The sequence below is a fragment of the Chryseomicrobium palamuruense genome (assembly GCF_042649045.1).
In the GTDB taxonomy this organism is placed as follows: Bacteria; Bacillota; Bacilli; order Bacillales_A; family Planococcaceae; genus Chryseomicrobium; species Chryseomicrobium palamuruense.
The window spans coordinates 48,999-73,188 of record NZ_JBHSEF010000023.1 but is presented as its reverse complement, the minus strand read 5'-3'; the positions used below and the strand labels follow the sequence as shown (position 1 = coordinate 73,188).

General features: G+C 43.9%; 37 protein-coding genes. All 37 read left to right on the top strand.

Features of this window, described 5'->3' with window-relative positions; all coding sequences use genetic code 11:
- Positions 1-24 precede the first annotated feature (24 nt).
- The gene (fusA, locus tag ACFO0S_RS10030; protein ID WP_378141857.1) at positions 25-2,103 is read left to right on the top strand and encodes an elongation factor G; all 2,079 of its coding nucleotides are present in this window, start codon (positions 25-27) and stop codon (positions 2,101-2,103) included.
- Positions 2,104-2,214: 111 nt separating this feature from the next.
- The gene (gene tuf / locus ACFO0S_RS10025) at positions 2,215-3,402 is read left to right on the top strand and encodes an elongation factor Tu (protein WP_378141855.1); all 1,188 of its coding nucleotides are present in this window, start codon (positions 2,215-2,217) and stop codon (positions 3,400-3,402) included.
- A 415-nt stretch (positions 3,403-3,817) separates the two neighbouring features.
- Positions 3,818-4,678: a PPK2 family polyphosphate kinase gene (locus ACFO0S_RS10020; protein WP_378141854.1), complete on the top strand. Its 861-nt coding sequence runs from the start codon at positions 3,818-3,820 to the stop codon at positions 4,676-4,678.
- Positions 4,679-4,860: 182 nt separating this feature from the next.
- Entirely contained in the window at positions 4,861-6,171 is a 1,311-nt protein-coding gene (locus ACFO0S_RS10015; protein WP_378141852.1) for a Na+/H+ antiporter family protein, read from the top strand.
- Between the two features lie 196 nt (positions 6,172-6,367).
- Complete coding sequence (gene rpsJ, locus ACFO0S_RS10010) at positions 6,368-6,676, top strand: 30S ribosomal protein S10 (protein ID WP_093274779.1); 309 nt, start codon at positions 6,368-6,370, stop codon at positions 6,674-6,676.
- A gap of 44 nt (positions 6,677-6,720) precedes the next feature.
- Positions 6,721-7,350 carry a 50S ribosomal protein L3 gene (gene rplC / locus ACFO0S_RS10005; protein WP_378141851.1) on the top strand — a complete coding sequence of 210 codons (630 nt, stop codon included), beginning with the start codon at positions 6,721-6,723 and terminating at the stop codon, positions 7,348-7,350.
- A gap of 25 nt (positions 7,351-7,375) precedes the next feature.
- Entirely contained in the window at positions 7,376-7,999 is a 624-nt protein-coding gene (gene rplD / locus ACFO0S_RS10000; RefSeq protein ID WP_378141850.1) for a 50S ribosomal protein L4, read from the top strand.
- The gene (rplW, locus tag ACFO0S_RS09995) at positions 7,999-8,283 is read left to right on the top strand and encodes a 50S ribosomal protein L23 (RefSeq protein ID WP_378141849.1); all 285 of its coding nucleotides are present in this window, start codon (positions 7,999-8,001) and stop codon (positions 8,281-8,283) included. The genes rplD and rplW overlap by 1 nt, the downstream gene beginning before the upstream one ends.
- A 38-nt stretch (positions 8,284-8,321) precedes the next feature.
- Complete coding sequence (gene rplB / locus ACFO0S_RS09990; protein WP_378141848.1) at positions 8,322-9,152, top strand: 50S ribosomal protein L2; 831 nt, start codon at positions 8,322-8,324, stop codon at positions 9,150-9,152.
- A gap of 57 nt (positions 9,153-9,209) precedes the next feature.
- Entirely contained in the window at positions 9,210-9,488 is a 279-nt protein-coding gene (gene rpsS, locus ACFO0S_RS09985) for a 30S ribosomal protein S19 (RefSeq protein ID WP_378141847.1), read from the top strand.
- A 20-nt stretch (positions 9,489-9,508) separates the two neighbouring features.
- A complete protein-coding gene (gene rplV / locus ACFO0S_RS09980) occupies positions 9,509-9,853 on the top strand; it encodes a 50S ribosomal protein L22 (protein WP_342526896.1) in 345 nt (114 codons plus the stop codon).
- Positions 9,854-9,856: 3 nt separating this feature from the next.
- Positions 9,857-10,513, top strand: a complete 657-nt coding sequence (gene rpsC, locus ACFO0S_RS09975) for a 30S ribosomal protein S3 (protein WP_378141846.1) — start codon at positions 9,857-9,859, stop codon at positions 10,511-10,513.
- Position 10,514: 1 nt separating this feature from the next.
- Positions 10,515-10,949 carry a 50S ribosomal protein L16 gene (rplP, locus tag ACFO0S_RS09970; protein WP_204591504.1) on the top strand — a complete coding sequence of 145 codons (435 nt, stop codon included), beginning with the start codon at positions 10,515-10,517 and terminating at the stop codon, positions 10,947-10,949.
- Entirely contained in the window at positions 10,939-11,139 is a 201-nt protein-coding gene (rpmC, locus tag ACFO0S_RS09965) for a 50S ribosomal protein L29 (RefSeq protein WP_053591325.1), read from the top strand. The genes rplP and rpmC overlap by 11 nt, the downstream gene beginning before the upstream one ends.
- Positions 11,140-11,157: 18 nt before the next feature.
- Positions 11,158-11,421, top strand: a complete 264-nt coding sequence (gene rpsQ, locus ACFO0S_RS09960) for a 30S ribosomal protein S17 (protein ID WP_378141845.1) — start codon at positions 11,158-11,160, stop codon at positions 11,419-11,421.
- Positions 11,422-11,464: 43 nt separating this feature from the next.
- A complete protein-coding gene (rplN, locus tag ACFO0S_RS09955) occupies positions 11,465-11,833 on the top strand; it encodes a 50S ribosomal protein L14 (protein WP_094942202.1) in 369 nt (122 codons plus the stop codon).
- A 35-nt stretch (positions 11,834-11,868) separates the two neighbouring features.
- On the top strand, positions 11,869-12,177 hold the full coding sequence (gene rplX, locus ACFO0S_RS09950; protein WP_378141843.1) for a 50S ribosomal protein L24: 309 nt from the start codon (positions 11,869-11,871) through the stop codon (positions 12,175-12,177).
- 26 nt (positions 12,178-12,203) lie between these two features.
- A complete protein-coding gene (gene rplE, locus ACFO0S_RS09945; RefSeq protein WP_378141842.1) occupies positions 12,204-12,743 on the top strand; it encodes a 50S ribosomal protein L5 in 540 nt (179 codons plus the stop codon).
- 19 nt (positions 12,744-12,762) lie between these two features.
- Entirely contained in the window at positions 12,763-12,948 is a 186-nt protein-coding gene (locus ACFO0S_RS09940) for a type Z 30S ribosomal protein S14 (RefSeq protein WP_094942199.1), read from the top strand.
- A gap of 29 nt (positions 12,949-12,977) precedes the next feature.
- Positions 12,978-13,376 carry a 30S ribosomal protein S8 gene (rpsH, locus tag ACFO0S_RS09935; protein ID WP_378141841.1) on the top strand — a complete coding sequence of 133 codons (399 nt, stop codon included), beginning with the start codon at positions 12,978-12,980 and terminating at the stop codon, positions 13,374-13,376.
- Positions 13,377-13,406: 30 nt separating this feature from the next.
- Complete coding sequence (gene rplF, locus ACFO0S_RS09930) at positions 13,407-13,946, top strand: 50S ribosomal protein L6 (RefSeq protein WP_378141840.1); 540 nt, start codon at positions 13,407-13,409, stop codon at positions 13,944-13,946.
- Positions 13,947-13,977: 31 nt separating this feature from the next.
- Positions 13,978-14,337, top strand: coding sequence for a 50S ribosomal protein L18 (rplR, locus tag ACFO0S_RS09925; protein WP_378141839.1), 360 nt, complete (start codon positions 13,978-13,980; stop codon positions 14,335-14,337).
- 21 nt (positions 14,338-14,358) lie between these two features.
- Entirely contained in the window at positions 14,359-14,859 is a 501-nt protein-coding gene (rpsE, locus tag ACFO0S_RS09920; RefSeq protein ID WP_100354150.1) for a 30S ribosomal protein S5, read from the top strand.
- A gap of 14 nt (positions 14,860-14,873) precedes the next feature.
- Entirely contained in the window at positions 14,874-15,056 is a 183-nt protein-coding gene (gene rpmD, locus ACFO0S_RS09915; RefSeq protein ID WP_094942194.1) for a 50S ribosomal protein L30, read from the top strand.
- Positions 15,057-15,090: 34 nt separating this feature from the next.
- Complete coding sequence (gene rplO / locus ACFO0S_RS09910) at positions 15,091-15,531, top strand: 50S ribosomal protein L15 (RefSeq protein ID WP_378141838.1); 441 nt, start codon at positions 15,091-15,093, stop codon at positions 15,529-15,531.
- Positions 15,531-16,823 carry a preprotein translocase subunit SecY gene (secY, locus tag ACFO0S_RS09905; protein ID WP_378141836.1) on the top strand — a complete coding sequence of 431 codons (1,293 nt, stop codon included), beginning with the start codon at positions 15,531-15,533 and terminating at the stop codon, positions 16,821-16,823. Before rplO ends, secY begins: the two co-directional genes overlap by 1 nt.
- Positions 16,824-16,888: 65 nt before the next feature.
- The gene (locus ACFO0S_RS09900) at positions 16,889-17,539 is read left to right on the top strand and encodes an adenylate kinase (RefSeq protein ID WP_378141835.1); all 651 of its coding nucleotides are present in this window, start codon (positions 16,889-16,891) and stop codon (positions 17,537-17,539) included.
- A gap of 366 nt (positions 17,540-17,905) precedes the next feature.
- The gene (infA, locus tag ACFO0S_RS09895) at positions 17,906-18,124 is read left to right on the top strand and encodes a translation initiation factor IF-1 (RefSeq protein ID WP_016429904.1); all 219 of its coding nucleotides are present in this window, start codon (positions 17,906-17,908) and stop codon (positions 18,122-18,124) included.
- Positions 18,125-18,161: 37 nt separating this feature from the next.
- On the top strand, positions 18,162-18,275 hold the full coding sequence (gene rpmJ, locus ACFO0S_RS09890; RefSeq protein WP_003247619.1) for a 50S ribosomal protein L36: 114 nt from the start codon (positions 18,162-18,164) through the stop codon (positions 18,273-18,275).
- A 20-nt stretch (positions 18,276-18,295) separates the two neighbouring features.
- The gene (gene rpsM, locus ACFO0S_RS09885) at positions 18,296-18,661 is read left to right on the top strand and encodes a 30S ribosomal protein S13 (RefSeq protein WP_378141832.1); all 366 of its coding nucleotides are present in this window, start codon (positions 18,296-18,298) and stop codon (positions 18,659-18,661) included.
- A gap of 25 nt (positions 18,662-18,686) precedes the next feature.
- Complete coding sequence (gene rpsK / locus ACFO0S_RS09880) at positions 18,687-19,076, top strand: 30S ribosomal protein S11 (protein ID WP_094942188.1); 390 nt, start codon at positions 18,687-18,689, stop codon at positions 19,074-19,076.
- A gap of 103 nt (positions 19,077-19,179) precedes the next feature.
- Positions 19,180-20,124 carry a DNA-directed RNA polymerase subunit alpha gene (locus ACFO0S_RS09875; RefSeq protein ID WP_378141829.1) on the top strand — a complete coding sequence of 315 codons (945 nt, stop codon included), beginning with the start codon at positions 19,180-19,182 and terminating at the stop codon, positions 20,122-20,124.
- Between the two features lie 53 nt (positions 20,125-20,177).
- The gene (gene rplQ / locus ACFO0S_RS09870; protein WP_378141828.1) at positions 20,178-20,558 is read left to right on the top strand and encodes a 50S ribosomal protein L17; all 381 of its coding nucleotides are present in this window, start codon (positions 20,178-20,180) and stop codon (positions 20,556-20,558) included.
- Positions 20,559-20,880: 322 nt separating this feature from the next.
- On the top strand, positions 20,881-21,723 hold the full coding sequence (locus ACFO0S_RS09865) for an energy-coupling factor ABC transporter ATP-binding protein (protein ID WP_378141826.1): 843 nt from the start codon (positions 20,881-20,883) through the stop codon (positions 21,721-21,723).
- Complete coding sequence (locus ACFO0S_RS09860) at positions 21,699-22,571, top strand: energy-coupling factor ABC transporter ATP-binding protein (RefSeq protein WP_378141825.1); 873 nt, start codon at positions 21,699-21,701, stop codon at positions 22,569-22,571. The genes ACFO0S_RS09865 and ACFO0S_RS09860 overlap by 25 nt, the downstream gene beginning before the upstream one ends.
- Positions 22,571-23,368, top strand: a complete 798-nt coding sequence (locus ACFO0S_RS09855; protein ID WP_378141823.1) for an energy-coupling factor transporter transmembrane component T family protein — start codon at positions 22,571-22,573, stop codon at positions 23,366-23,368. Before ACFO0S_RS09860 ends, ACFO0S_RS09855 begins: the two co-directional genes overlap by 1 nt.
- A gap of 9 nt (positions 23,369-23,377) precedes the next feature.
- A complete protein-coding gene (gene truA, locus ACFO0S_RS09850) occupies positions 23,378-24,124 on the top strand; it encodes a tRNA pseudouridine(38-40) synthase TruA (protein WP_378141822.1) in 747 nt (248 codons plus the stop codon).
- Positions 24,125-24,190: the final 66 nt, after the last annotated feature.

The window sequence follows — 24,190 nt, the reverse complement described above, 5'->3', positions numbered from 1 at the left end:
TCCGAAGTGGAAGGAGACTATATAATGGCTCGCGAATTCTCATTACAGAAAACACGTAATATCGGAATCATGGCCCACATCGATGCTGGTAAAACAACAACGACTGAGCGTATCCTTTATTACACTGGCCGTATCCACAAAATTGGTGAAACGCACGAAGGTGCTTCACAAATGGACTGGATGGAGCAAGAGCAAGAGCGCGGAATCACAATCACTTCAGCTGCTACAACAGCTGCATGGAAAGAGCACCGCGTAAACATCATCGATACACCAGGACACGTAGACTTCACAGTTGAAGTTGAACGTTCACTACGTGTACTTGATGGTGCGGTAACTGTACTTGATGCACAATCAGGTGTAGAACCACAAACGGAAACAGTATGGCGTCAAGCTACAACTTACGGCGTACCACGTATCGTTTTCATCAACAAAATGGATAAAACAGGTGCAGACTTCTTGTACTCTGTAAAAACATTACACGATCGTTTGGAAGCAAACGCTCACCCAATCCAATTACCAATCGGTGCAGAAGATGACTTCACAGGCATCATTGACCTAGTGGCAATGACAGCTACGATGTACGGAAACGACCTTGGTACAGATATCCAAGAAGTAGAAATTCCAGAAGAGTACAAAGCGCAAGCTGAAGAGTACCGTGAAAAGTTAGTTGAAGCGGTTGCTGAACTTGATGAAGAACTTATGGAAAAATACCTTGGTGGCGAAGAAATCACAAATGAAGAACTAATCGAAGGTATCCGTAAAGGTACTGTAAACGTTGAGTTCTACCCAGTAGTTTGTGGTACTGCGTTCAAAAACAAAGGTGTTCAGAAGATGCTAGATGCGGTTATCGCATACTTGCCTTCTCCACTTGATGTAGCTCCAATGAAAGGTATCGACCCAGACTCTGATGAAGAGCTAGTACGTGAGCCATCTGATGAAGCTCCATTCTCTGCACTTGCATTCAAAGTTATGACAGATCCTTACGTTGGTAAATTAACATTCTTCCGTGTGTACTCAGGTACATTGGATTCTGGATCATATGTTCAGAACTCAACAAAAGGGAAGCGTGAGCGCGTAGGTCGTATCCTACAAATGCACGCTAACTCACGTGAAGAGATTTCTAAAGTATATGCAGGAGATATCGCTGCTGCTGTTGGTCTTAAAGACACAACAACTGGAGATACACTATGTGATGAAAAGAGCCTAGTTATCCTTGAGTCTATGGACTTCCCAGAGCCAGTTATCTCATTATCTGTTGAACCAAAATCAAAAGCTGACCAAGATAAAATGGGTCAAGCTCTACAGAAACTTCAAGACGAGGATCCAACGTTCCGTGCACACACGGACCAAGAAACGGGCCAAACGATCATCTCAGGTATGGGTGAACTTCACCTTGATATCCTAGTTGACCGTATGCGCCGTGAATTCAAAGTTGAAGCGAACGTAGGTGCTCCACAAGTATCTTACCGTGAGACAATCCGTGATACTGCTAAAGTTGAAGGAAAGTTCGTCCGCCAGTCTGGTGGTCGTGGTCAATTCGGTCACGTTTGGATCGAGTTCTCTCCAAACGAAGAAGGTAAAGGCTTTGAATTCGAAAACGCAATCGTCGGTGGGGTTGTTCCACGTGAATACATTCCAGCTATCGAAGCGGGTCTTCGTGACTCTTTAGATAACGGTATGTTAGCAGGTTACCCAATCATCGATTTGAAAGCTAAATTATTCGATGGTTCATACCACGATGTTGACTCGAATGAGATGGCGTTCAAAATTGCCGCTTCTATGGCATTGAAAAACGCAGTATCTAAAGTTAACCCAGCTCTTCTAGAGCCTGTTATGAAAGTTGAAGTTGTTATTCCTGAAGAATACCTAGGCGATATCATGGGTGACATCACGTCACGTCGTGGACGCGTTGAAGGTATGGAAGCTCGCGGAAACGCACAAGTAGTTCGTGCAATGGTTCCACTTGCTGAAATGTTCGGGTATGCAACATCTCTTCGTTCAAACACACAAGGTCGCGGAACATTCTCAATGACATTTGATCATTATGAAGAAGTTCCTAAATCAATCTCTGAAGAGATCATCAAAAAAAATAAAGGTGAATAATTGAAATTCACCTCTATTTAAAGTATAACTATCTGTAGTGAATGAAAGTAGAGGGCTTGCCCTCTCGCTTTTGTCATAAAATAAACAATATTCTGAGGAGGATTTACTCTAATGGCTAAAGAAAAATTCGATCGTTCCAAAACACATGCTAACATCGGTACTATCGGTCACGTTGACCACGGTAAAACAACTTTAACAGCTGCTATCGCGACTGTTCTTTCTAAGCGTCTTGGCGGTGAGGCTCGTTCTTACGACCAAATCGATAACGCTCCAGAAGAAAAAGAGCGCGGAATCACAATCAACACTTCTCACGTTGAGTATGAAACTGCTACTCGTCACTATGCACACGTTGACTGCCCAGGTCACGCTGACTATGTTAAAAACATGATCACTGGTGCTGCACAAATGGACGGCGGGATCTTAGTAGTATCTGCTGCTGACGGCCCAATGCCACAAACTCGTGAGCACATCCTTCTTTCTCGTCAAGTAGGTGTTCCTTACCTAGTTGTATTCATGAACAAATGTGATATGGTGGACGACGAAGAGCTACTTGAATTAGTAGAAATGGAAGTACGTGACCTATTATCTGAATATGATTTCCCAGGTGACGATATTCCTGTAATCAAAGGTTCTGCTCTTAAAGCTCTTGAAGGCGAAGAAGAGTGGGAAGAAAAAATCATCGAATTGATGGACGCTGTTGACTCTTACATCCCAACACCTGAGCGCCAAACTGACAAGCCATTCATGATGCCAGTTGAGGACGTGTTCTCAATCACTGGTCGTGGTACAGTTGCTACTGGTCGTGTTGAGCGTGGACAAGTTAAAGTCGGAGACGTTGTAGACATCATCGGTATCGTTGAAGAGCCAAAATCTACTACTGTAACTGGTGTAGAAATGTTCCGTAAGCTTCTTGACTATGCAGAAGCTGGAGACAACATCGGTGCACTTCTTCGTGGGGTTTCTCGTGAAGATATCCAACGTGGACAAGTATTAGCTAAACCAGGCACAATCACTCCACACACTGAGTTCAAAGCTGAGGTTTATGTTCTTTCTAAAGAAGAGGGTGGACGTCACACTCCATTCTTCTCTAACTACCGTCCACAGTTCTACTTCCGTACAACGGACGTAACTGGTGTATGTAACTTACCAGAAGGCGTTGAAATGGTTATGCCTGGAGACAACATCGAAATGACTGTTGCTCTTATCGCTCCAATCGCGCTTGAAGAAGGTACTAAGTTCTCTATCCGTGAGGGTGGACGTACTGTTGGTGCTGGTGTAGTTGCTTCTATCACTAAATAATTTCAGCTTTTGCTGATCTTTCACCCTCTCCGGGACGCTGGAGAGGGTTTTTATATTTCTAGATGTGGAGCAGGCTCGCCCTGAAATTCTGTCAAATGACAGCGTGGCCAGAGAAGCGCTCTTGGCTTCTCTGGCCGCGATGGCATTTGGCATGGATTTCAAGCCTGCGCAACTCGATTACTTTAGATGCGGAAGCCGTTCTTCCAGAAATGTCGAAAACAGCACGGAGCCCATTCGAGCCATCTACCCGGTCCATTCTCCTTCCTCACTTAAAAATCCACATGTCTTACCCTCACTTTTAACCCCCAACCACCCAAGCCCTTCCTAGCAAGCCCTTCCCACTCCAGCTCCCCCTCCTAGTTTGCAAAAACGCACCTGCGGGTACAGAGTCGTATACTGACATGGAGGCAACCCTATGAAGATCACAGATTATAAAATTCCATGCACCAAAGAAATTAAGCTGAAAGACTATCCGACAACGGAAGGTAAGAAGAAAGACAATGAACAGATTCGTCAGGAAGTTATCCCGGATCTTGTCGCTCGGATGAAAGAACTTCATCATAAACTGCATGCAGAAGAAAAGCGTGGTATCCTCGTCGTATTACAGGCAATGGATGCAGCAGGGAAAGATGAAGCGATTAGTTACATTTTCTCGAACTTGAGTGCTCAAGGTCTCAAGACGACAACCCTTGAAAAGCCATCGGAAGATGAGAAGAAGCACGATTACCTTTGGCGCATTCAAGAAGGACTGCCCGCTCGAGGGGAGATTGGTATCTTAAATCGTTCCTACTATGAAGAAGTGATTGCACCACGTATCCATGATTTGCTTGAAGATGGGGACATCCCAGAGCATGCGGACAAAAATTCCATCTGGAACTTGCGCTACCGTCAGATCAACGATTACGAGAAGTACTTATACGAAAATGGAATTCATATCGTGAAGTTCTTCTTCCACATGTCGAAAGACGAACAAAAAGATCGACTGCTTGAACGGATGAAGAATCCGGAGAAGCATTGGGAGTTTTCATTTGCCGATGTAGAGGAACGAGAGCATTGGGATGAGTATCATAAGATCTTTGAGGAAATGTTAAATAATACATCTACGAGCTATTGTCCGTGGTATGTGCTGCCAGCCGATGATGAATGGCACAGTCGCAGATTGGTGACTGAAATTATGATTCAATTGCTGGAGAAAATGGATCCGAAGTACCCTCGGTATACAGGAGAAGATTTAAAGAAGTTGAAGAAATATATTAAAAAATTGGAGAATGAATAACGAAGGTACCTATTCCAGGTGCCTTTTTATTATTTATTTGATGGAATACGCACGTATTGACAACCAAATATCAGCATGTTATTATAACGATTGTTCACTTTAATACTCTACTTGTTTAGCAGAGTAAAGTGTTTTAGTAGTATCAATAAGAACTGTATTAAGAAAGAAAAGAGGAACTCATCATGAACGCAGTATTAATTGCGGTCCTCCTCATGCTCGTACTTAGTTTACTACGCGTGAATGTGGTCATCGCATTACTTATAGGCGCACTAACCGGGGGATTGATTTCCGGGATGGATCTTGCTGCCACACTTAAAGCTATTACAGATGGACTGGGGAGCGGTGCAACGATCGCCCTCAGTTACGCATTACTTGGAGGGTTTGCAGTCGCTATCTCTCGTACAGGATTGCCCCTATGGCTTGTCGATAAACTGATTGATTCGGCAAAAGAAACAAAGACGGGCAGTTTCGGGTCAATCAAATGGTTTTTGCTCACGGCGATTCTGTTAATGTCAATCGCCTCACAAAACGTGATTCCGATTCACATTGCATTTATCCCATTACTCATTCCGCCGTTATTACCGTTATTTAATAAGATGAAACTAGATCGCCGTCTTGTGGCATCCATCTTGACATTTGGATTGACTGCACCCTACATTTTGTTACCTTACGGATTCGGCGCAATCTTCCACGATATCATTGCAACTCAAATGGCAGCGGCAGGGATGACGATTGACCGCTCAAACATACCGACAGCGATGTTGATTCCTACAGCGGGACTTGTCGTTGGTTTGATTGTTGCTGTATTTATTACGTATCGTAAAGAGCGCACATATCAAGAAAGTCAGGAGATTGCAGTTGAACGTGTTGAAGTAAAGCCAACGACGATTCTCTTTACTGTCTTAGCTCTAGCTGCAGCACTGGCTGGTCAGCTACTTACAGAAAGCATGATTGTTGGGGCAATTGCAGGAATTGCGGTTCTCTTCATCACGCGTGCCGTTCGCTGGTCAGAGTCGGACCGTGTATTAGTAGAAGGAATGCAGATGATGGCATTCATCGGTTTCGTCATGATTTCCGCGAATGGCTTTGCGAATGTAATGACAGCGACTGGTGATGTAGAGTCACTCGTGGAAAGTACGACAAGCATCATTGGAAACAATCAGGGCTTAGCCGCGTTACTGATGTTGGTGGTTGGCTTAATCGTCACCTTAGGAATTGGTTCTTCGTTTGCGACGATCCCTATCATTGCCTCATTGTTTGTTCCATTTGCAATTGAGGTTGGTTTTAGCCCTATGGCCATCATCGCTTTAATTGGAACGGCAGGAGCACTTGGAGATGCCGGTTCACCAGCATCGGATTCAACCCTCGGGCCAACTTCCGGATTGAATGCAGATAGTCAACACAATCATATTTGGGACACGACAATTCCAACCTTCATCCACTACAACATCCCGCTTATCGCATTCGGATGGGTAGCGGCCATGATTTTATAAAAGAATATAGAGAAGTAAAAAAGAATTCGCTAAAACACTTGCGGATTCTTTTTATTTTAGTTATAATGTTGAATGTTGGTCTTTGACTGCGATGAAGCGAGAGGTTACCGACACACCCGGCCGCTTTGCCATGGCGCGTGCGTTGGAAAATTTTCGTGGAGAATGTCTAGAAAATAGGCGAAAAGGAGGGAAAATAATGGCAAAACAAAAAATTCGTATCCGTTTAAAAGCGTATGATCACAGAATTCTTGATCAATCAGCTGAGAAAATCGTTGAAACTGCGAAGCGTTCAGGTGCTAGTGTATCAGGTCCGATCCCACTTCCAACTGAGAAGTCGACGTACACAATCTTGCGTGCTGTTCACAAGTACAAAGATTCTCGTGAGCAATTCGAAATGCGTACGCATAAACGTCTGATCGATATCGTTAACCCAACACCACAAACTGTTGATGCGTTAATGAAGCTTGATTTACCATCTGGCGTTGATATCGAAATCAAACTTTAATGGTAGAAAAATAAAAAACAAACAATTATCAGGAGGTGTGACGAATGACCAAAGGAATCTTAGGTAGAAAAATCGGTATGACGCAAGTATTTGCTGAGAACGGTGATCTTATCCCAGTAACAGTTATCGAAGCAACACCAAACGTAGTGCTTCAAAAGAAAACTGTTGATACGGATGGCTACGAATCAATTCAGTTAGGTTTCGAAGATAAGCGTGAAAAGCTTTCTAACAAACCAGCTAAAGGACACGTAGCGAAAGCGGACACTGCTCCTAAGCGCTTCATCCGCGAGTTCCGCGGACTTAATACTGCTGATTACGAGGTTGGTCAAGTAGTCAATGTAGAAAGTTTCGCTGAAGGCGACGTAATCGATGTAACAGGTGTAGCAAAAGGTAAAGGTTTCCAAGGTGTAATTAAACGCCACGGACAATCTCGCGGCCCAATGTCTCACGGTTCTCGTTACCACCGTCGTCCGGGTTCAATGGGTCCAGTTGCTCCGAACCGTGTATTTAAACAAAAGAAATTACCTGGTCAAATGGGTGGACAAACAGTAACGATTCAAAACTTAGAAGTTGTGAAAATCGATGCTGAACGTAACCTACTATTAGTAAAAGGTAATGTTCCTGGTTCTCGTAAATCATTAGTAGTTGTGAAAGCAGCTGTTAAATCGAAATAATTTTTGAAGAAAGGAGGAAACAGGAATGGCAAAAGTTAAAGTTGTAAACTTAACAGGTTCTGAAGTTGGTGAAATCGAATTAAGCGATAAAGTATTCGGTATCGAACCAAACGAATCAGTACTGTTTGAAGCAATCATTGCGCAACGTGCTTCTCTACGCCAAGGTAACCACAAAGTGAAAGGTCGCTCTGAGGTATCTGGTGGTGGACGTAAGCCATGGCGTCAAAAAGGAACTGGCCGTGCTCGTCAAGGGTCTATCCGCTCTCCACAATGGCGTGGCGGTGGTATCGTATTCGGTCCAGTACCACGTAGCTACAGCTACAAATTACCGAAAAAAGTTCGTCGCTTAGCTCTTCTTTCAGCGTTATCTTCTAAGGTACGTGAAGAAAGCCTAGTGGTGGTGGATGCATTATCATTCGATGCACCAAAAACGAAAGAATTCACGAAAGTATTGAAAGATCTTTCAATCGCGAAAAAAGCTTTATTTGTTACTGCTGATCTTGATGAAAACGTAGCATTATCTGCTCGTAACATCGCTGGAATCACAGTACTTCCTGCTTCTGGCATCAATGTACTTGATCTTGTTGGACATGATCAATTAATTATGACTAAAGCAGCTGTAGAAAAAGTGGAGGAGGTGCTTGGATAATGGAAGCACGTGATATTATTAAACGTCCGGTCATTACCGAGCGTTCTTCTGAACTAATGGGCGAGAAAAAGTACACATTCGAAGTGGACACTCGTGCAACAAAAACAAACGTGAAAAGCGCAATCGAAGAAATCTTTGGCGTTGAAGTGGCGAAAGTCAACATCATGAACTACAAAGGAAAATTCAAACGCGTTGGCCGTTTCGGCGGATTCACAAACAAACGTCGTAAAGCAATCGTAACATTGACTGCAGACAGCAAAGAAATCGAATTATTCGAGATCTAATTCTATAGAAGAGTTAAAACCAAGAAGGAGGGAAAACAATGGCGATTAGAAAGTATAAACCGACCACAAACGGACGTCGTAACATGACTAGTCTTGATTATGCTGAAATCACAACAAACAAGCCGGAGAAATCTTTGCTTGCACCTGTGACGCGTAAAGGCGGCCGTAACAACCAAGGTAAAATTACTGTTCGTCATCACGGTGGTGGCCACAAGCGTCAATACCGTATCATCGATTTCAAACGCAATAAAGATGGCATTCCAGGCCGCGTTGCTACAATCGAATATGATCCGAACCGTTCGGCTAATATCGCATTGATCAACTACGTTGATGGAGAAAAACGTTACATCTTAGCACCAAAAGGATTAGTAGTAGGAATGGAAATCATTTCTGGACCAGAAGCGGATATTAAAGTAGGTAATGCGTTACCACTTGAAAACATCCCAATGGGTTCTACAATCCACAACATCGAAATGAAACCTGGTAAAGGTGGACAACTGGTGCGTTCAGCTGGTACATCTGCACAAGTTTTAGGTCGTGAAGGTAAGTACGTAATCGTACGTCTTCAATCTGGTGAAGTTCGCTTAATCCTAGGTGTTTGCCGTGCAACAATCGGTGAAGTAGGAAACGAACAACACGAACTAGTAAACATCGGTAAAGCAGGTCGTTCACGCTGGTTAGGTAAGCGCCCAACTGTACGTGGATCTGTAATGAACCCGAACGATCACCCACACGGTGGTGGTGAAGGTCGTACGCCAATCGGACGTAAGTCTCCAATGTCTCCATGGGGTAAACCAACTCTAGGAGCGAAGACACGTAAGAAGAAAAACAAATCCGACAAAATGATCATTCGTCGTCGTAAAAAATAAAGTGGTTAAACTGCGGTTCGTAGGAGCCGTAGTGGAATCACTAAGGGAGGTTCCAAAATGGGTCGTAGCTTGAAAAAAGGACCTTTTGTAGATGATCACTTAATGAAAAAAGTGGAAGCTCAAAAGGACACTGAGAAAAAGTCTGTCATCAAAACTTGGTCTCGTCGCTCTACAATTTTCCCAACATTTATCGGTTTAACGATTGCAGTCTACGATGGTCGTAAACACGTGCCTGTATACGTTACTGAAGATATGGTTGGACACAAATTAGGCGAGTTCGCACCAACACGTGCTTATAAAGGTCACGGTGCTGACGATAAGAAAACAAGACGCTAATTGAGAGGAGGTAACACCACATGGCACAAGCTAAAGCAGTTGCTAGAACAGTGCGCATTGCTCCTCGTAAAGTACGATTAGTCGTTGATTTGATCCGAGGCAAGCAAGTTGGCGAAGCTGTTGCAATTTTAAACCACACACCACGTTCTGCTTCACCGGTTGTTGAAAAGCTTTTGAAATCAGCTATCGCTAACGCAGAGCATAACTATGATTTAGATATTAACAGCTTAGTAGTATCTGAGGTCTTCGTTGATGAAGGTCCAACATTAAAACGTTTCCGTCCACGTGCACAAGGTCGTGCGAGTGCGATTAACAAACGTACTAGCCACATCACTTTAGTGGTATCTGAGAAGAAGGAGGGATAATTCGTGGGTCAAAAAGTACATCCAATAGGGTTACGCGTAGGTATCATTCGTGACTGGGAATCAAAATGGTTCGCAGAGAAGGATTACGCTACACTCTTACACGAAGATTTAAAAATTCGTCAATTCATCGACACACGTCTAAAAGACGCGTCTGTTTCTAAAGTAGAAATCGAGCGTGCTGCAAAACGTGTTAACGTTACAATTCACACTGCGAAACCAGGTATGGTAATCGGTAAAGGTGGTACAGAAGTTGAAGCTGTACGTAAATCTTTAAACGATTTGACTGGCAAACGTGTACACATCAACATCGTTGAAATTAAACGCGCTGACTTAGATGCGAAATTAGTAGCTGAAGGAATCGCACGCCAACTTGAAGGCCGTGTATCTTTCCGTCGCGCACAAAAACAAGCTATCCAACGCACAATGCGTTCTGGCGCACAAGGGATCAAAACGCAAGTTTCTGGTCGTCTAGGTGGAGCTGACATCGCACGTGCTGAACACTACAGCGAAGGTACTGTTCCACTTCATACACTTCGTGCTGATATCGATTACGCACACGCTGAAGCTGACACTACTTATGGTAAGTTAGGCGTAAAAGTATGGATCTATCGTGGAGAAGTCCTTCCGACTAAGAAGAACTCTGAGGAAGGAGGCAACTAATATGTTAATGCCTAAACGCGTTAAATACCGTCGTCAACACCGTGGAAAAATGCGCGGACAAGCAAAAGGCGGTACAGAAGTAACATTTGGTGAATTCGGCCTTCAGTCAACTGAAGCAAGCTGGATCACAAGCCGTCAGATTGAGTCTGCTCGTATTGCAATGACACGTTACATGAAACGTGGCGGTAAAGTTTGGATTAAAATTTTCCCGCACAAACCATATACGAAGAAGCCTCTTGAGGTACGTATGGGTTCTGGTAAAGGGGCACCTGAAGGCTGGGTTGCTGTCGTTAAACCAGGAAAAATCATGTTTGAAATTGCAGGGGTATCTGAAGAGGTAGCACGCGAAGCACTTCGTTTAGCATCTCACAAGCTTCCTGTTAAATGTAAAGTAGTTAAACGTCAAGAAATTGGTGGTGAATCTAATGAAAGCTAATGACATCCGTGAACTTACTACAGCTGAGATCGAACAAAAAGTAAAATCACTGAAAGAAGAGCTTTTCAACCTTCGCTTCCAATTGGCGACTGGTCAATTAGAAAACACAGCTCGCATTCGTGAAGTCCGCAAAGCGATTGCACGTATGAAAACTGTGATTCGCGAAAGAGAAATCAGTGCAAACAACTGATAAAGGAGGTTTTCAGGCATGACTGAGCGTAACCAACGCAAAGTATACACAGGCCGGGTAGTTTCAGACAAAATGGATAAGACTGTAACAGTTTTAGTTGAAACTCACAAAAAGCATAAATTATACGGCAAGCGTGTTAAATATTCGAAGAAATTTAAAGCGCATGATGAAATGAACGAAGCTCAATTAGGAGATATCGTACGCATCATGGAAACTCGCCCGCTGTCAGCTACAAAACGTTTCCGTTTAGTGGAAGTTGTAGAAAAAGCGGTTATTATCTAATTATAATTCGGAACGATTTATTTTCCGGAAGGAGGTAACCTAAATGATCCAACAAGAGAGTCGTATGAAAGTTGCTGACAACTCAGGTGCACGTGAAGTATTAACAATTAAAGTTCTTGGTGGTACAGGCCGCAAGACTGCTAACATCGGCGATATCGTCGTGTGTACAGTTAAGAAAGCAACACCAGGTGGCGTTGTCAAGAAAGGTGACGTTGTTAAAGCGGTAATCGTTCGCACGAAAAGCGGAGTTCGCCGTAAAGACGGTACGTACATCAAATTTGATGAGAACGCATGTGTCATCATCAAAGACGATAAAGGACCTCGTGGAACTCGTATTTTCGGACCAGTTGCACGTGAACTACGTGATAGCAACTTCATGAAAATCGTATCTTTAGCTCCAGAAGTTCTTTAATTACGAGATAGTGCCAATCAAGGAGGTGCGACAGAATGCATGTAAAAAAAGGCGATAAAGTAATGGTAATCTCAGGGAAAGACAAAGGGAAAACAGGTGTGATCCTTTCTGCGTTTCCTAAGAAAGACCGCGTGCTTGTTGAAGGTGTAAACATCGTCAAAAAGCACACTAAGCCAAACCAAGCAAATCCACAAGGTGGAATTGTTGAGCAAGAAGCTTCTATTCACGTATCTAACGTGATGTTGATCGACCCTAAATCAGGTGAACCAACACGTGTAGGTTACAAAGTGGAAGATGGTAAAAAAGTTCGTGTTGCCAAAAAATCTGGTGAAATTATTAAATAAGCAAAATGAAGAAGGGAGGTACACACATGAACCGCCTAAAAGAAAAGTATGTTAACGAAGTTACTCCTGCTCTAATGAGCAAGTTTGAATATACATCTGTTATGCAAGTACCAAAAGTAGACAAAATTGTGATCAACATGGGTGTGGGCGACGCTGTCCAAAACACGAAATCACTTGATGCTGCTGTTGAAGAATTGCAAACAATCGCTGGTCAAAAACCAGTCGTAACAAAAGCTAAAAAATCTATCGCCGGCTTCCGTCTTCGTGAAGGTATGCCAATCGGTGCGAAAGTTACATTACGCGGAGAGCGTATGTATGACTTCTTGGATAAATTAATCGCAATCGCACTTCCACGTGTTCGTGACTTCCGTGGTGTTTCTAAAAAAGCATTCGACGGTCGCGGAAACTACACGCTTGGAGTTAAAGAGCAATTAATCTTCCCTGAAATCGATTATGACAAAGTATCTAAAGTCCGCGGTATGGACATCGTAATTGTAACAACTGCGAACTCTGACGAAGAAGCTCGTGAGTTATTGACACAATTCGGTATGCCATTCCAAAAGTAAATAATAGGGAGGCGAAATCGTGGCTAAAAAATCAATGATCGCTAAACAAAAACGTACGCCGAAACATCCAGTGCAAGCCTACACACGCTGTGAGCGCTGTGGACGTCCGCACTCTGTATATCGTAAATTTAAGCTTTGCCGTATTTGTTTCCGTGAGTTAGCTTACAAAGGACAAATTCCAGGCGTTAAAAAAGCAAGCTGGTAATCCCCTAAACTGGGAAGGAGGTAAATGTAATGACAATGTCAGATCCAATTGCAGATATGCTGACTCGCATCCGTAATGCGAATATGGTTCGTCACGAGAAACTAGAAGTGCCTGCTTCAAACATGAAGAAGGAAATCGCTGAAATCCTTAAGCGTGAAGGTTTCGTCCGTGATGTAGAATATGTAGAAGATAGCAAACAAGGTATTATCCGTATCTTCTTGAAATACGGTCAAAATAACGAACGCGTTATCACTGGCTTAAAACGTATTTCAAAACCAGGTCTTCGCGTTTACGCGAAAACGAGCGATGTTCCTCGAGTTCTTAACGGACTTGGAATCGCATTAATCTCAACTTCACAAGGTCTTGTAACTGATAAAGAAGCTCGTGCTAAACAAGTTGGCGGAGAAGTCGTCGCTTACGTTTGGTAATCCGTAACAAATGAATGGAGGTGCAACAGTATGTCTCGCGTAGGTAAAAAAGTTATTGAAGTACCAGCTAACGTTACCTTGACAATTGCAGATGACAACACAGTCACTGTAAAAGGTCCTAAAGGTGAGTTAACTCGTACATTCAACAAAGATATGAAGATCGAACAAGAAGGTACTACACTTTCTGTAGTTCGTCCATCTGAAACAAAAGAACACCGTACAATCCACGGTACGACTCGTGCGTTACTAGCTAACATGGTCACTGGCGTATCTGAAGGATTTACTCGAAGCTTAGAATTAGTTGGGGTAGGTTACCGTGCACAATTACAAGGTACGAAACTTGTACTAAACGTAGGTTACTCTCACCCGGTTGAATTCACTCCTGAAGATGGTCTTGAAGTCGAAGTTCCTACAAACACGAAGATCATCGTTAAAGGGATCAACAAAGAACGCGTTGGAGCTCTTGCTTCTAACATCCGTCAAGTACGTCCTCCGGAGCCGTATAAAGGTAAAGGAATTCGTTATGAAGGCGAAAACGTTCGTCGTAAAGAAGGTAAAACTGGTAAATAATGCTCGTAAGCATTAGAAAGGAGTGACCACTGTGATTACGAAACAAGATAAAAATCAAGTTCGTAAGAAACGTCATGCACGTGTTCGTACAAAAATCACGGGAACGGCTGAGCGTCCACGCTTAAACGTTTACCGTTCAAATAAACACATTTATGCACAATTGATTGATGATGCTTCTGGTGTAACACTAGCTAGCGCGTCAACAATGGAAAAAGACTTTGACGGTGTTGCTGGTAATGTTGAAGCTGCAGCGAAAGTTGGCGAAGCAATCGCTAAACGCGCAGTAGAGAAAAACGTTACTAACGTAGTATTTGACCGTGGAGGTTACTTATATCATGGACGTGTGAAAGCATTAGCTGATGCTGCACGCGAAAATGGCTTAGAATTTTAAGAAGAAGGAGGGACATACATCATGCGTGCTATTGACCCAAACAAATTTGAATTCGAAGAACGCGTAGTAACAATCAACCGTGTTGCTAAAGTTGTTAAAGGTGGACGTCGTTTCCGCTTTACTGCATTAGTTGTGGTTGGTGACAAAAACGGACATGTAGGATTCGGTACTGGTAAAGCGCAAGAAGTTCCAGACGCGATCCGCAAAGCTGTTGAAGACGCGAAGAAAAACTTAATCGAAGTACCAATGGTAGAAGGAACTACACCTCACCAAGTGCTTGGCCGTTTCGGAGCTGGTTCGATTCTAATCAAACCTGCTGCACCTGGTACAGGAGTAATCGCTGGTGGACCAGTACGTGCTGTACTTGAGTTAGCTGGTATTACTGATATTCTTTCTAAATCACTAGGTTCAAACACACCAATCAACATGGTTCGCGCTACTGTTGAAGGTTTAACACAACTGAAACGTGCTGAAGACGTTGCGAAGCTACGTGGTAAATCTGTGGAAGAACTATTAGGATAAGGGGGGAATTGACAATGGCAAACAAATTAGAAATCACCCTAACTAAAAGTTTGATCGGTTCAAAGCCTAACCAACGTAAAGTTGCGGAAGCACTTGGTCTTCGTAAGATGCACCAAACAGTTGAACACCAAGATAATGCTGCAATTCGTGGTATGATCACGAAAGTAGCTCACTTAGTCACAGTTAACGAGAAATAATTGAACGATTTTACACTTAAGGAGGTGCCACCAGTTGAAACTACATGAGTTAAAACCAGCTGAAGGTTCACGTAAAGAACGCAACCGCGTAGGTCGAGGTACAGGTTCTGGTAATGGTAAAACTTCGGGTAAAGGTCATAAAGGACAAAACGCTCGTTCTGGCGGTGGAGTACGCCCAGGATTTGAGGGTGGACAAAACCCGTTGTTCCGCCGTTTACCAAAACGTGGATTTACGAACATCAACCGCAAAGAATATGCTGTAGTCAACCTAGATGCGCTTAACCGTTTCGAAGAGGGCACAGAAGTAACACCTGCTCTACTCATTGAAACAGGTGTTGTGAGCAAGGAACGTTCTGGAATCAAGATTCTTGGTAACGGGTCTCTTGACAAAAAGCTTTCTGTTCAAGCTCACAAATTCTCTGCTTCTGCTAAAGAAGCAATCGAGAACGCCGGCGGATCTGTCGAGGTGATTTAATGTTTCAAACAATCTCTAACTTTATGCGTGTGCGAGATATTCGAAACAAGATCTTTTTCACGTTAGCAATGCTCGTCATCTTCCGTTTGGGAACGTTCGTACCAGTACCAAACGTAGATGCAGATGTGCTACGTGCTTCTGATGAGTTAGGGATCATTGGGTTCCTAAACATCTTCGGTGGTGGGGCACTTATTAATTTCTCCATTCTCGCAATGGGAATTATGCCATACATCACCGCATCCATTATCGTGCAATTATTGCAAATGGATGTTGTTCCTAAATTTACAGAGTGGGCGAAACAAGGCGAAGTCGGAAGACGAAAACTTGCGCAATTCACTCGTTACTTTACAATTGTATTGGCCTTCGTTCAGGCAATTGCTATGTCTTACGGGTTTAACCGTATGTACGGTGGAGAATTGATTCAAGACGATGGTGTAATGACGTATGTCGTTATTGCAATTGTATTAACTGCTGGTACAGCATTCTTGCTGTGGTTAGGTGAGCAAATTACGTCATACGGTGTTGGAAATGGTATCTCTATCATTATCTTCGCTGGTATCGTAGCTGCAATCCCAACAGCAGTGAACCAAATCTATGCAACGCAAATTGAAGGAGCGGGCGATGCCCTATTCATCAATCTTGCAATCCTTGCATTAATTGTTTTGGCGATTATCGCAGTAACAGTTGGCGTTATCTACGTTCAACAGGCACTACGTAAAATTCCAATTCAATATGCAAAACGTGTTGCTGGTTCTTCCCAAACAGGCAGTCAGCAAACACACTTACCATTAAAAGTTAACGCAGCGGGAGTTATCCCAGTTATCTTTGCTTCGGCCTTCTTAATGGCGCCACAATCCATTACGTTATTCTTCGGTACGAACTCCGTCACAGAAGCAATCACACGTGTGCTGGATTACACGCAGCCAATCGGAATGGTACTCTTCGTTGCTTTAATTGTCGCGTTCACTTACTTCTATGCATTCATTCAAGTGAATCCTGAGAATGTGGCCGACAATTTAAAGAAACAAGGGGCATACATTCCGGGGATTCGTCCAGGAAGCCAAACGCAAGATTACTTAACAAGCGTGCTATATCGTTTAACATTTGTTGGTGCGATTTTCTTAGCTGTGATTTCGATTATGCCACTGCTCTTTATTGAATTTGCTGGCCTGCCACAAGCAGCGCAAATCGGTGGAACAAGCTTGATCATTGTAGTTGGGGTTGCACTTGAAACAATGAAACAACTAGAATCACAACTTGTGAAGCGTCACTATAAAGGGTTTATGAAGTAATCAGGTGGAAATGAGGAGCATTCCGTTCCTTTTTCTGCCTACCTTTTAGAGGGAGGAAAAAACGTATGAATATCGTTTTAATGGGTTTGCCAGGTGCCGGTAAAGGTACGCAAGCAGATAAAATTGTTGAGAAGTACGAAATCCCTCATATTTCTACAGGCGATATGTTCCGTGCGGCAATTAAAAACCAAACGGCACTGGGTCTCGAAGCAAAATCGTTTATGGATCAAGGTGCATTAGTACCGGATGAAGTAACGATTGGTATTGTTCGTGAACGTTTAAGCCAAGCTGACTGTGCAAAGGGTTTCTTGCTAGATGGATTCCCACGTACTGTGCCACAAGCGAAAGCATTGGATACAACACTTGCTGATCTAGAGAAATCTGTTGAGCATGTGATTAACATCCAAGTGGAGCAAGAGGAATTAATCAAACGTTTAACCGGCCGCCGTATCTGTAAAGAATGCGGTACTGCTTATCACTTAGTCTTCAATCCTCCACAAAAGGATGGTGTCTGCGATAAGGATGGCGGGGAATTATATCAACGTGCGGATGACAATCCAGAAACGGTGACAAACCGTCTGGAAGTAAATATGAAGCAAACACAGCCCCTACTCGACTTTTATGGCGATAAAGGCGTGTTAACAAATATTGATGGTCAGCAACATATTACAAAAGTGTTCGCTGATATCGATGCTCTATTAACAGACCGCAAGTAACCCTGGTTTCCGTTTTGGAAGACCCGGGTGGTATGCAACAAGTATTGTTTTTCTCGAGAGCTGCAAAAGCATATTGCGCCCGGTATACGAACGGACGATTGGAACAATCCGTCACTATTCTTAAGTAGTGTACAATTGCCCATCAGAAGGGGTATAATGGGTTTCGTGGAAGCATCTTTGCAAGGGTTCAGATTGAGCACTCAGTCTTTTCCGCAGATTGCTTTGTGCGAAGCCTTACGAGTGTCTTTCGAACATCTCTCATGCTTTCCAGACATATGCTTTCAGCAGACAATCGTACCTGTATGAAGCAAAGAGAACAGCGAATGAAGCTTCGGCTTGATTTGTATAAGAAGGGAGACTGGGTTGATGGCGAAAGATGATGTAATTGAAGTCGAAGGAACAGTTGTTGAGACTTTGCCTAACGCAATGTTCAAGGTAGAGCTTGAAAACGGTCATACGATCTTGGCACATGTTTCTGGTAAGATCCGTATGCACTTTATTCGTATTCTACCTGGAGACAAAGTCACAATTGAACTATCTCCTTATGATTTAACTCGCGGTCGTATTACGTACCGTTTTAAATAATCTTTTGCACTCCGGACTATTAAGGAGGTTAGGTTAGATGAAAGTGAGACCATCTGTAAAACCGATCTGCGAAAAATGTAAGGTTATTCGCCGACGCGGTAAAGTAATGGTAATCTGTGAAAACCCTAAACACAAACAAAGACAAGGTTAATTTTTGAAGGAGGTGCACTCATGGCACGTATTGCTGGTGTTGACATTCCACGCGACAAACGCGTTGTAATTTCATTAACATACATCTATGGTATTGGTAAAAACACAGCTCAAAAAGTTCTTGAATCTGCTAGCGTATCTGAAAACACGCGTGTACGCGATTTAACTGAAGATGAGCTAAACAAAATTCGTGAAGCAGTCGGTGCGTTTAAAGTAGAAGGAGATCTTCGTCGTGAAATTTCCCTAAACATCAAACGTCTGATGGAAATCGGTTCATTCCGTGGTATCCGTCACCGTCGTGGTCTTCCAGTTCGTGGACAAAATACGAAGAACAATGCGCGTACGCGTAAAGGTCCTCGTAAAACAGTTGCGAACAAGAAAAAATAATCGGTAAAGGAGGTTTCTTCTCAACATGGCACGTAAACAACAAACTCGTAAACGTCGTGTGAAAAAGAATATCGAATCTGGTATCGCTCACATCCGTTCTACTTTCAACAATACAATCGTTACAATTACTGACATGCAAGGGAATGCCCTTTCATGGTCAAGCGCTGGAGCTCTAGGATTCCGTGGTTCACGTAAATCAACTCCATTCGCTGCACAAATGGCTGCTGAAACAGCTGCTAAAGGTTCTATGGAACACGGTTTAAAAACGTTAGAAGTTACAGTTAAAGGTCCTGGTGCAGGTCGTGAAGCTGCAATTCGTGCACTTCAAGCTGCTGGATTAGATGTAACTGCTATTAAAGACGTAACTCCAGTTCCACATAACGGTTGCCGTCCACCAAAACGCCGTCGCGTGTAATAGGTGAAACTGCATCATTTATTGGACTGATGAAAATCAGCAACGATCGAATTCATGATGGCAAGACCTATTCATTCGATGTTTTGAGGGAGGGTAAAGTAGTATGCTAGAAATTGAAAAACCAAAGATTGAAACGATAGAAATCAGCGAAGATGCAAAATATGGCAAATTTGTTGTTGAGCCGCTAGAACGTGGGTATGGAAATACTTTGGGGAATTCACTTCGTCGCATCCTTCTGTCTTCATTACCAGGAGCTGCAGTGACTTCTATTCAAATCGATGGCGTATTACACGAATTCTCAACTATTGAGGGTGTCGTGGAAGACGTAGCATCAATTATTATGAATGTGAAAAAACTTGCAGTTAAAATCTATTCCGATGAAGAAAAAGTCATCGAAATTGATGTTAAAGGTGAGGGAACAGTAACTGCTGCGGATATTACGCATGACAGTGATGTTGAAATTTTGAACCCTGAACTCTATATCGCAACAATCAGCAAAAACGGACACCTTCGTATGCGTTTATACGCAAACCGTGGCCGTGGCTATACTCCTGCTGACCAAAACAAACGTGAAGATCTTCCTATCGGCGTAATCCCGATCGACTCTATTTACACTCCAGTTTCACGCGTTAATTTTCAAGTAGAAAATACTCGTGTTGGTCAATCGACGAACTACGATAAGTTATCGCTTGATGTGTGGACAGATGGCAGCACCGGTCCAAAAGAGGCGATTTCGCTTGGAGCTAAAATCTTAACGGAGCACTTAAACATCTTTGTAGGCATGACAGATGAGGCGAAAACGGCTGAAATCATGGTCGAAAAAGAAGAAGACCAAAAGGAAAAAGTCTTGGAAATGACAATTGAAGAGCTTGATCTTTCGGTTCGTTCTTATAACTGCTTGAAGCGTGCAGGAATCAATACGGTTCTTGAACTTGCGAACAAGTCAGAAGACGACATGATGAAAGTACGGAACCTTGGACGTAAGTCTTTAGAAGAAGTAAAAGCGAAGTTAGATGAGCTTGGCTTAGGATTACGTAAAGAAGACTAAGCGCTAAATTTGATTCAGCTAGATAATTATTGAACTAAAGGAGGGAAACATCCATGGGTTACCGCAAACTTGGACGTACAAGTTCTCAGCGTAAAGCGATGTTACGTGACTTAACGACGGACCTAATTATCAACGAGCGTATTCAGACAACTGAAACACGTGCGAAGGAATTACGTTCTGTTGTTGAAAAAATGATCACTTTAGGAAAGCGTGGCGATCTACATGCTCGCCGTCAAGCTGCTGCTTATATTCGCAATGAAACAGCTGTGAAAACAGATGAAGAAGGCAATGAAACTTCAGTATACGCTTTATCTAAACTATTTGATGATGTAGCACCACGCTACGCAGATCGTCAAGGTGGTTACACTCGCATTATGAAAGTTGGTCCACGTCGTGGAGACGGCGCACCAGTAGTAGTAATCGAGTTAGTCTAAGGACGACTTCAGAGAGGGTTTAGGGTTCACCCAAACTCTCTCTTTTCAAAAACGATTTATACGACAATTAAAAAGGCTGAGCGTTATGATGAGCGGACCCCTTGTGGGTGGCGTCTCGTCTAGCTCTACGCACCTCATCAAGCAGGACGGACTTGAGCACCCGGCCTGCAACAAACCTGAAGAGCGCACTGATGAGGTGCGCGCTTTTTTATTTCCCTAAAAAGTGATCTATTGGACGGAATGCATAAGGTGCATTGCTTCGGGCAGATCACGAAGAGAGCCTAGATGAGTAAAGTTGAGATGAGACAGAGGAGGAAATCACATGACAGCGATAATTGATTTACGTGACGTGACGTATACCTACCCCGCGGAAGAAGAGACACGCCCTGCCGTGGCCAACCTGACGCTTACGATTGAGCAAGGGGAATGGATTGCCATCGTCGGTCATAATGGATCTGGGAAGTCAACTATGGCCAAGCTGATTAACGGCTTGTTGTTCCCGCAGCAAGGAACTGTTGAATTATTTGGATTGCCGTTGAATGAGCAGACCTTGTGGGAAATCCGCTCTAATTTAGGAATGGTCTTTCAGAATCCAGACAATCAATTCGTAGGAGCCACCGTCCAAGACGATGTGGCGTTTGCTTTAGAGAATAATGGCATTCCGTATCAAGAGATGGTGGAGCGTGTGACTTCCGCCCTTAAGCAAGTACAAATGGAAGAGTTCGTAAACCAAGAACCGCATCATCTATCAGGAGGGCAAAAGCAACGTGTCGCCATTGCTGGGGCCATTGCGTTACGTCCAAAATTGTTAATACTCGATGAAGCCACGTCTATGCTTGATCCGCAGGGGCGTCGGGAAGTCATTCAGACCATCCGTGCCTTGCGCGACTTATCGGATGTGACGGTCCTCTCCATTACACATGACCTAGAAGAAGCGATGCTCGCGGACCGAGTAATTGTGATGAACGGTGGAGAAAAGTATGCGGAGGGTAACCCTCGTGACGTGTTCGGTAACCGAGATGAAATCACGGCACTTGGTTTAGACCTTCCCTTTGCCGCAAACGTGGCAGCCCTCTTGCGTACGCAAGGTGTGGAGCTCCCAAGTACTCTTATGTCAGAGCAAGAATTGGTGGATCTGTTATGGACATTGCACTCAAACAAGTAAGTTATTCGTATGCAGCGGGGACACCTTTTGAAAAGCGAGCGTTACGAGAAGTCGACCTCACGATCCCGTCCGGAAGCTATCAAGCTATCATTGGTCACACGGGATCCGGAAAATCGACCGTTCTGCAGCATTTAAATGCCATCTTAAAGCCGACAGAAGGTACGGTGAAGATTGGCGATGCCGTGATTCAGGCCGGACAAAAGAACAAGCAGTTAAAAGTCGTACGCCAAAACGTGGGGATAGTATTTCAGTTTCCGGAGCATCAGCTGTTTGAAGAAACCGTGGAGAAAGATATTATGTTTGGTCCGATGAACTTTGGTGTCCCGGAAGAAGAAGCGCGTATTCGTGCACATGAACTGGTAGGAGTGCTCGGGCTACCGGACGGCGTCTTACAGAAATCACCGTTTGATTTGTCAGGTGGGCAAATGCGACGCGTAGCGATTGCAGGAGTTCTTGCCATGGATCCAGACGTCTTAGTTCTTGATGAACCAACAGCAGGTCTTGATCCACGAGGTCGGAAAGAGATTATGAATCTGTTTGCACGTCTCCATGAAGAAAAAGGCTTAACGACTATACTCGTCACACACAGTATGGAAGATGCGGCGCGCTATGCAGACCGTATCGCTATTATGCACGGGGGTCGTTGCGTACTAGAAGGAATTCCACAAGAAGTGTTCGCGCAAGAAGAGCTTTTGCGTGACTACCGCCTAGAACTTCCACAATCGGTACAGCTACAACGCAAAGTGGAAGCGTTATTTAATGTGAAGTTTCCGGAATTGTATTTGACAGAGGAATTACTTGCAGTAGCGATTGCCACATATCTCGCTGAAGGGAAGGTGGCAGACTGATGTTAGAGAAAATGATATTTGGTCGCTACATCCCTGGAGACTCGATTGTGCACCGCATTGATGCGCGGGCGAAGCTGCTCTTCGTGTTCCTCTTCATTGCCATCGTGTTTATGGCTAACAACTGGATTACGTATGGTCTTTTGATTGTCTTCACATTAGCTATCGTGAAGTTATCTGGCATCCGTTTCTACTTTATCCTCAGTGGATTAAAGCCAATCGTGTTTTTACTGATCTTCACCTTCCTACTTCACGTGTTCTTCACGAAGGAAGGCTACGTACTGATTGATCTTGGATATACAGAGATCTATACAGGAGGGGTTATTCAAGGGGTGTTCATCGCGATTCGTTTCTTCGTCCTTGTGGTGATGACAACGATATTGACGTTGAGCACGACACCGATTTCGATCACGGATGCGATCGAGCTTTTACTTGGACCTTTGAAGAAGTGGAAGCTTCCCGTCCATGAACTGGCTCTCATGATGTCCATCTCTCTACGTTTTATTCCAACATTGATGGATGAGACGGATAAAATTATGAAAGCTCAGATGGCCCGCGGCTCGGATATGACATCTGGTCCATTTAAAGAGCGATTGAAGGCCATCGTGCCACTTCTCATTCCGCTGTTTGTCAGTGCCTTTAAACGGGCAGAAGACTTGGCAACGGCGATGGAAGTGCGTGGCTACCGAGGCGGGGAGGGACGCACGCGTTATCGTCAATTACACTGGCAGACACGTGACACCCTCGCTCTTATGTTATTAGTCGTCCTAGCAGCCGTCCTTTGGCTGTTAAGAGGATAGGAGGCCCCTATGCGCATTAAAGCAATGATCAGCTATGACGGTAGTGGGTTCTCCGGTTACCAGGTCCAACCGAATGGACGCACGGTTCAAGAAGAGGTGGAACGCGTGTTGACGAGAATGAATCAAGGCGTCTTTACCCGAATCACAGCAAGTGGCCGTACCGATACAGGGGTCCATGCGGTTGGTCAGGTCATCCACTTCGATACAGCCCTCTCGATTCCGCCTTCTGGATGGGGCAAGGCGCTCAATAGTCAGCTTCCGGGAGATATTCGGGTGATGGGCGTTGAAGAGGTCAGAGAGGACTTTCACGCGCGTTTTGACGTCGAGTGGAAGACGTATCGTTACAAATGGACACTCGAAGACATCCCGCTCCCGTTTGAACGGCATTTGTTATCACATATTCCTGGGAAGCAGCCGGACATTGACCGGATGCGAGAAGCAGCAACGGCCCTTGTTGGTGAGCACGATTTTCGCAGTTTCAGTGCAGCGAACACGAGTATTCAAGATTTCGTGCGGACGATTTACGAGGTGCGCATCGAACGATACGGTCAACAGCTACATCTAGTCATCACAGGGAACGGCTTTTTGTACAATATGGTCCGCATCATTGCGGGGACGCTATGGGAAGTTGGTATCGGAAAACGTGGACCGGATGAGATGTCGGCAATCATTGCGGCAAAAGACCGGAGTAAGGCTGGCAAAACGGCGCCACCTCAAGGGTTGTACCTTGAAAAAGTAGGCTATGAAAAACGTTAGCAACTTTTCCAGGTGTTTTTTGAAAATCGCTTGACAATATGTCGTATCTGTTATACGATGATGTAT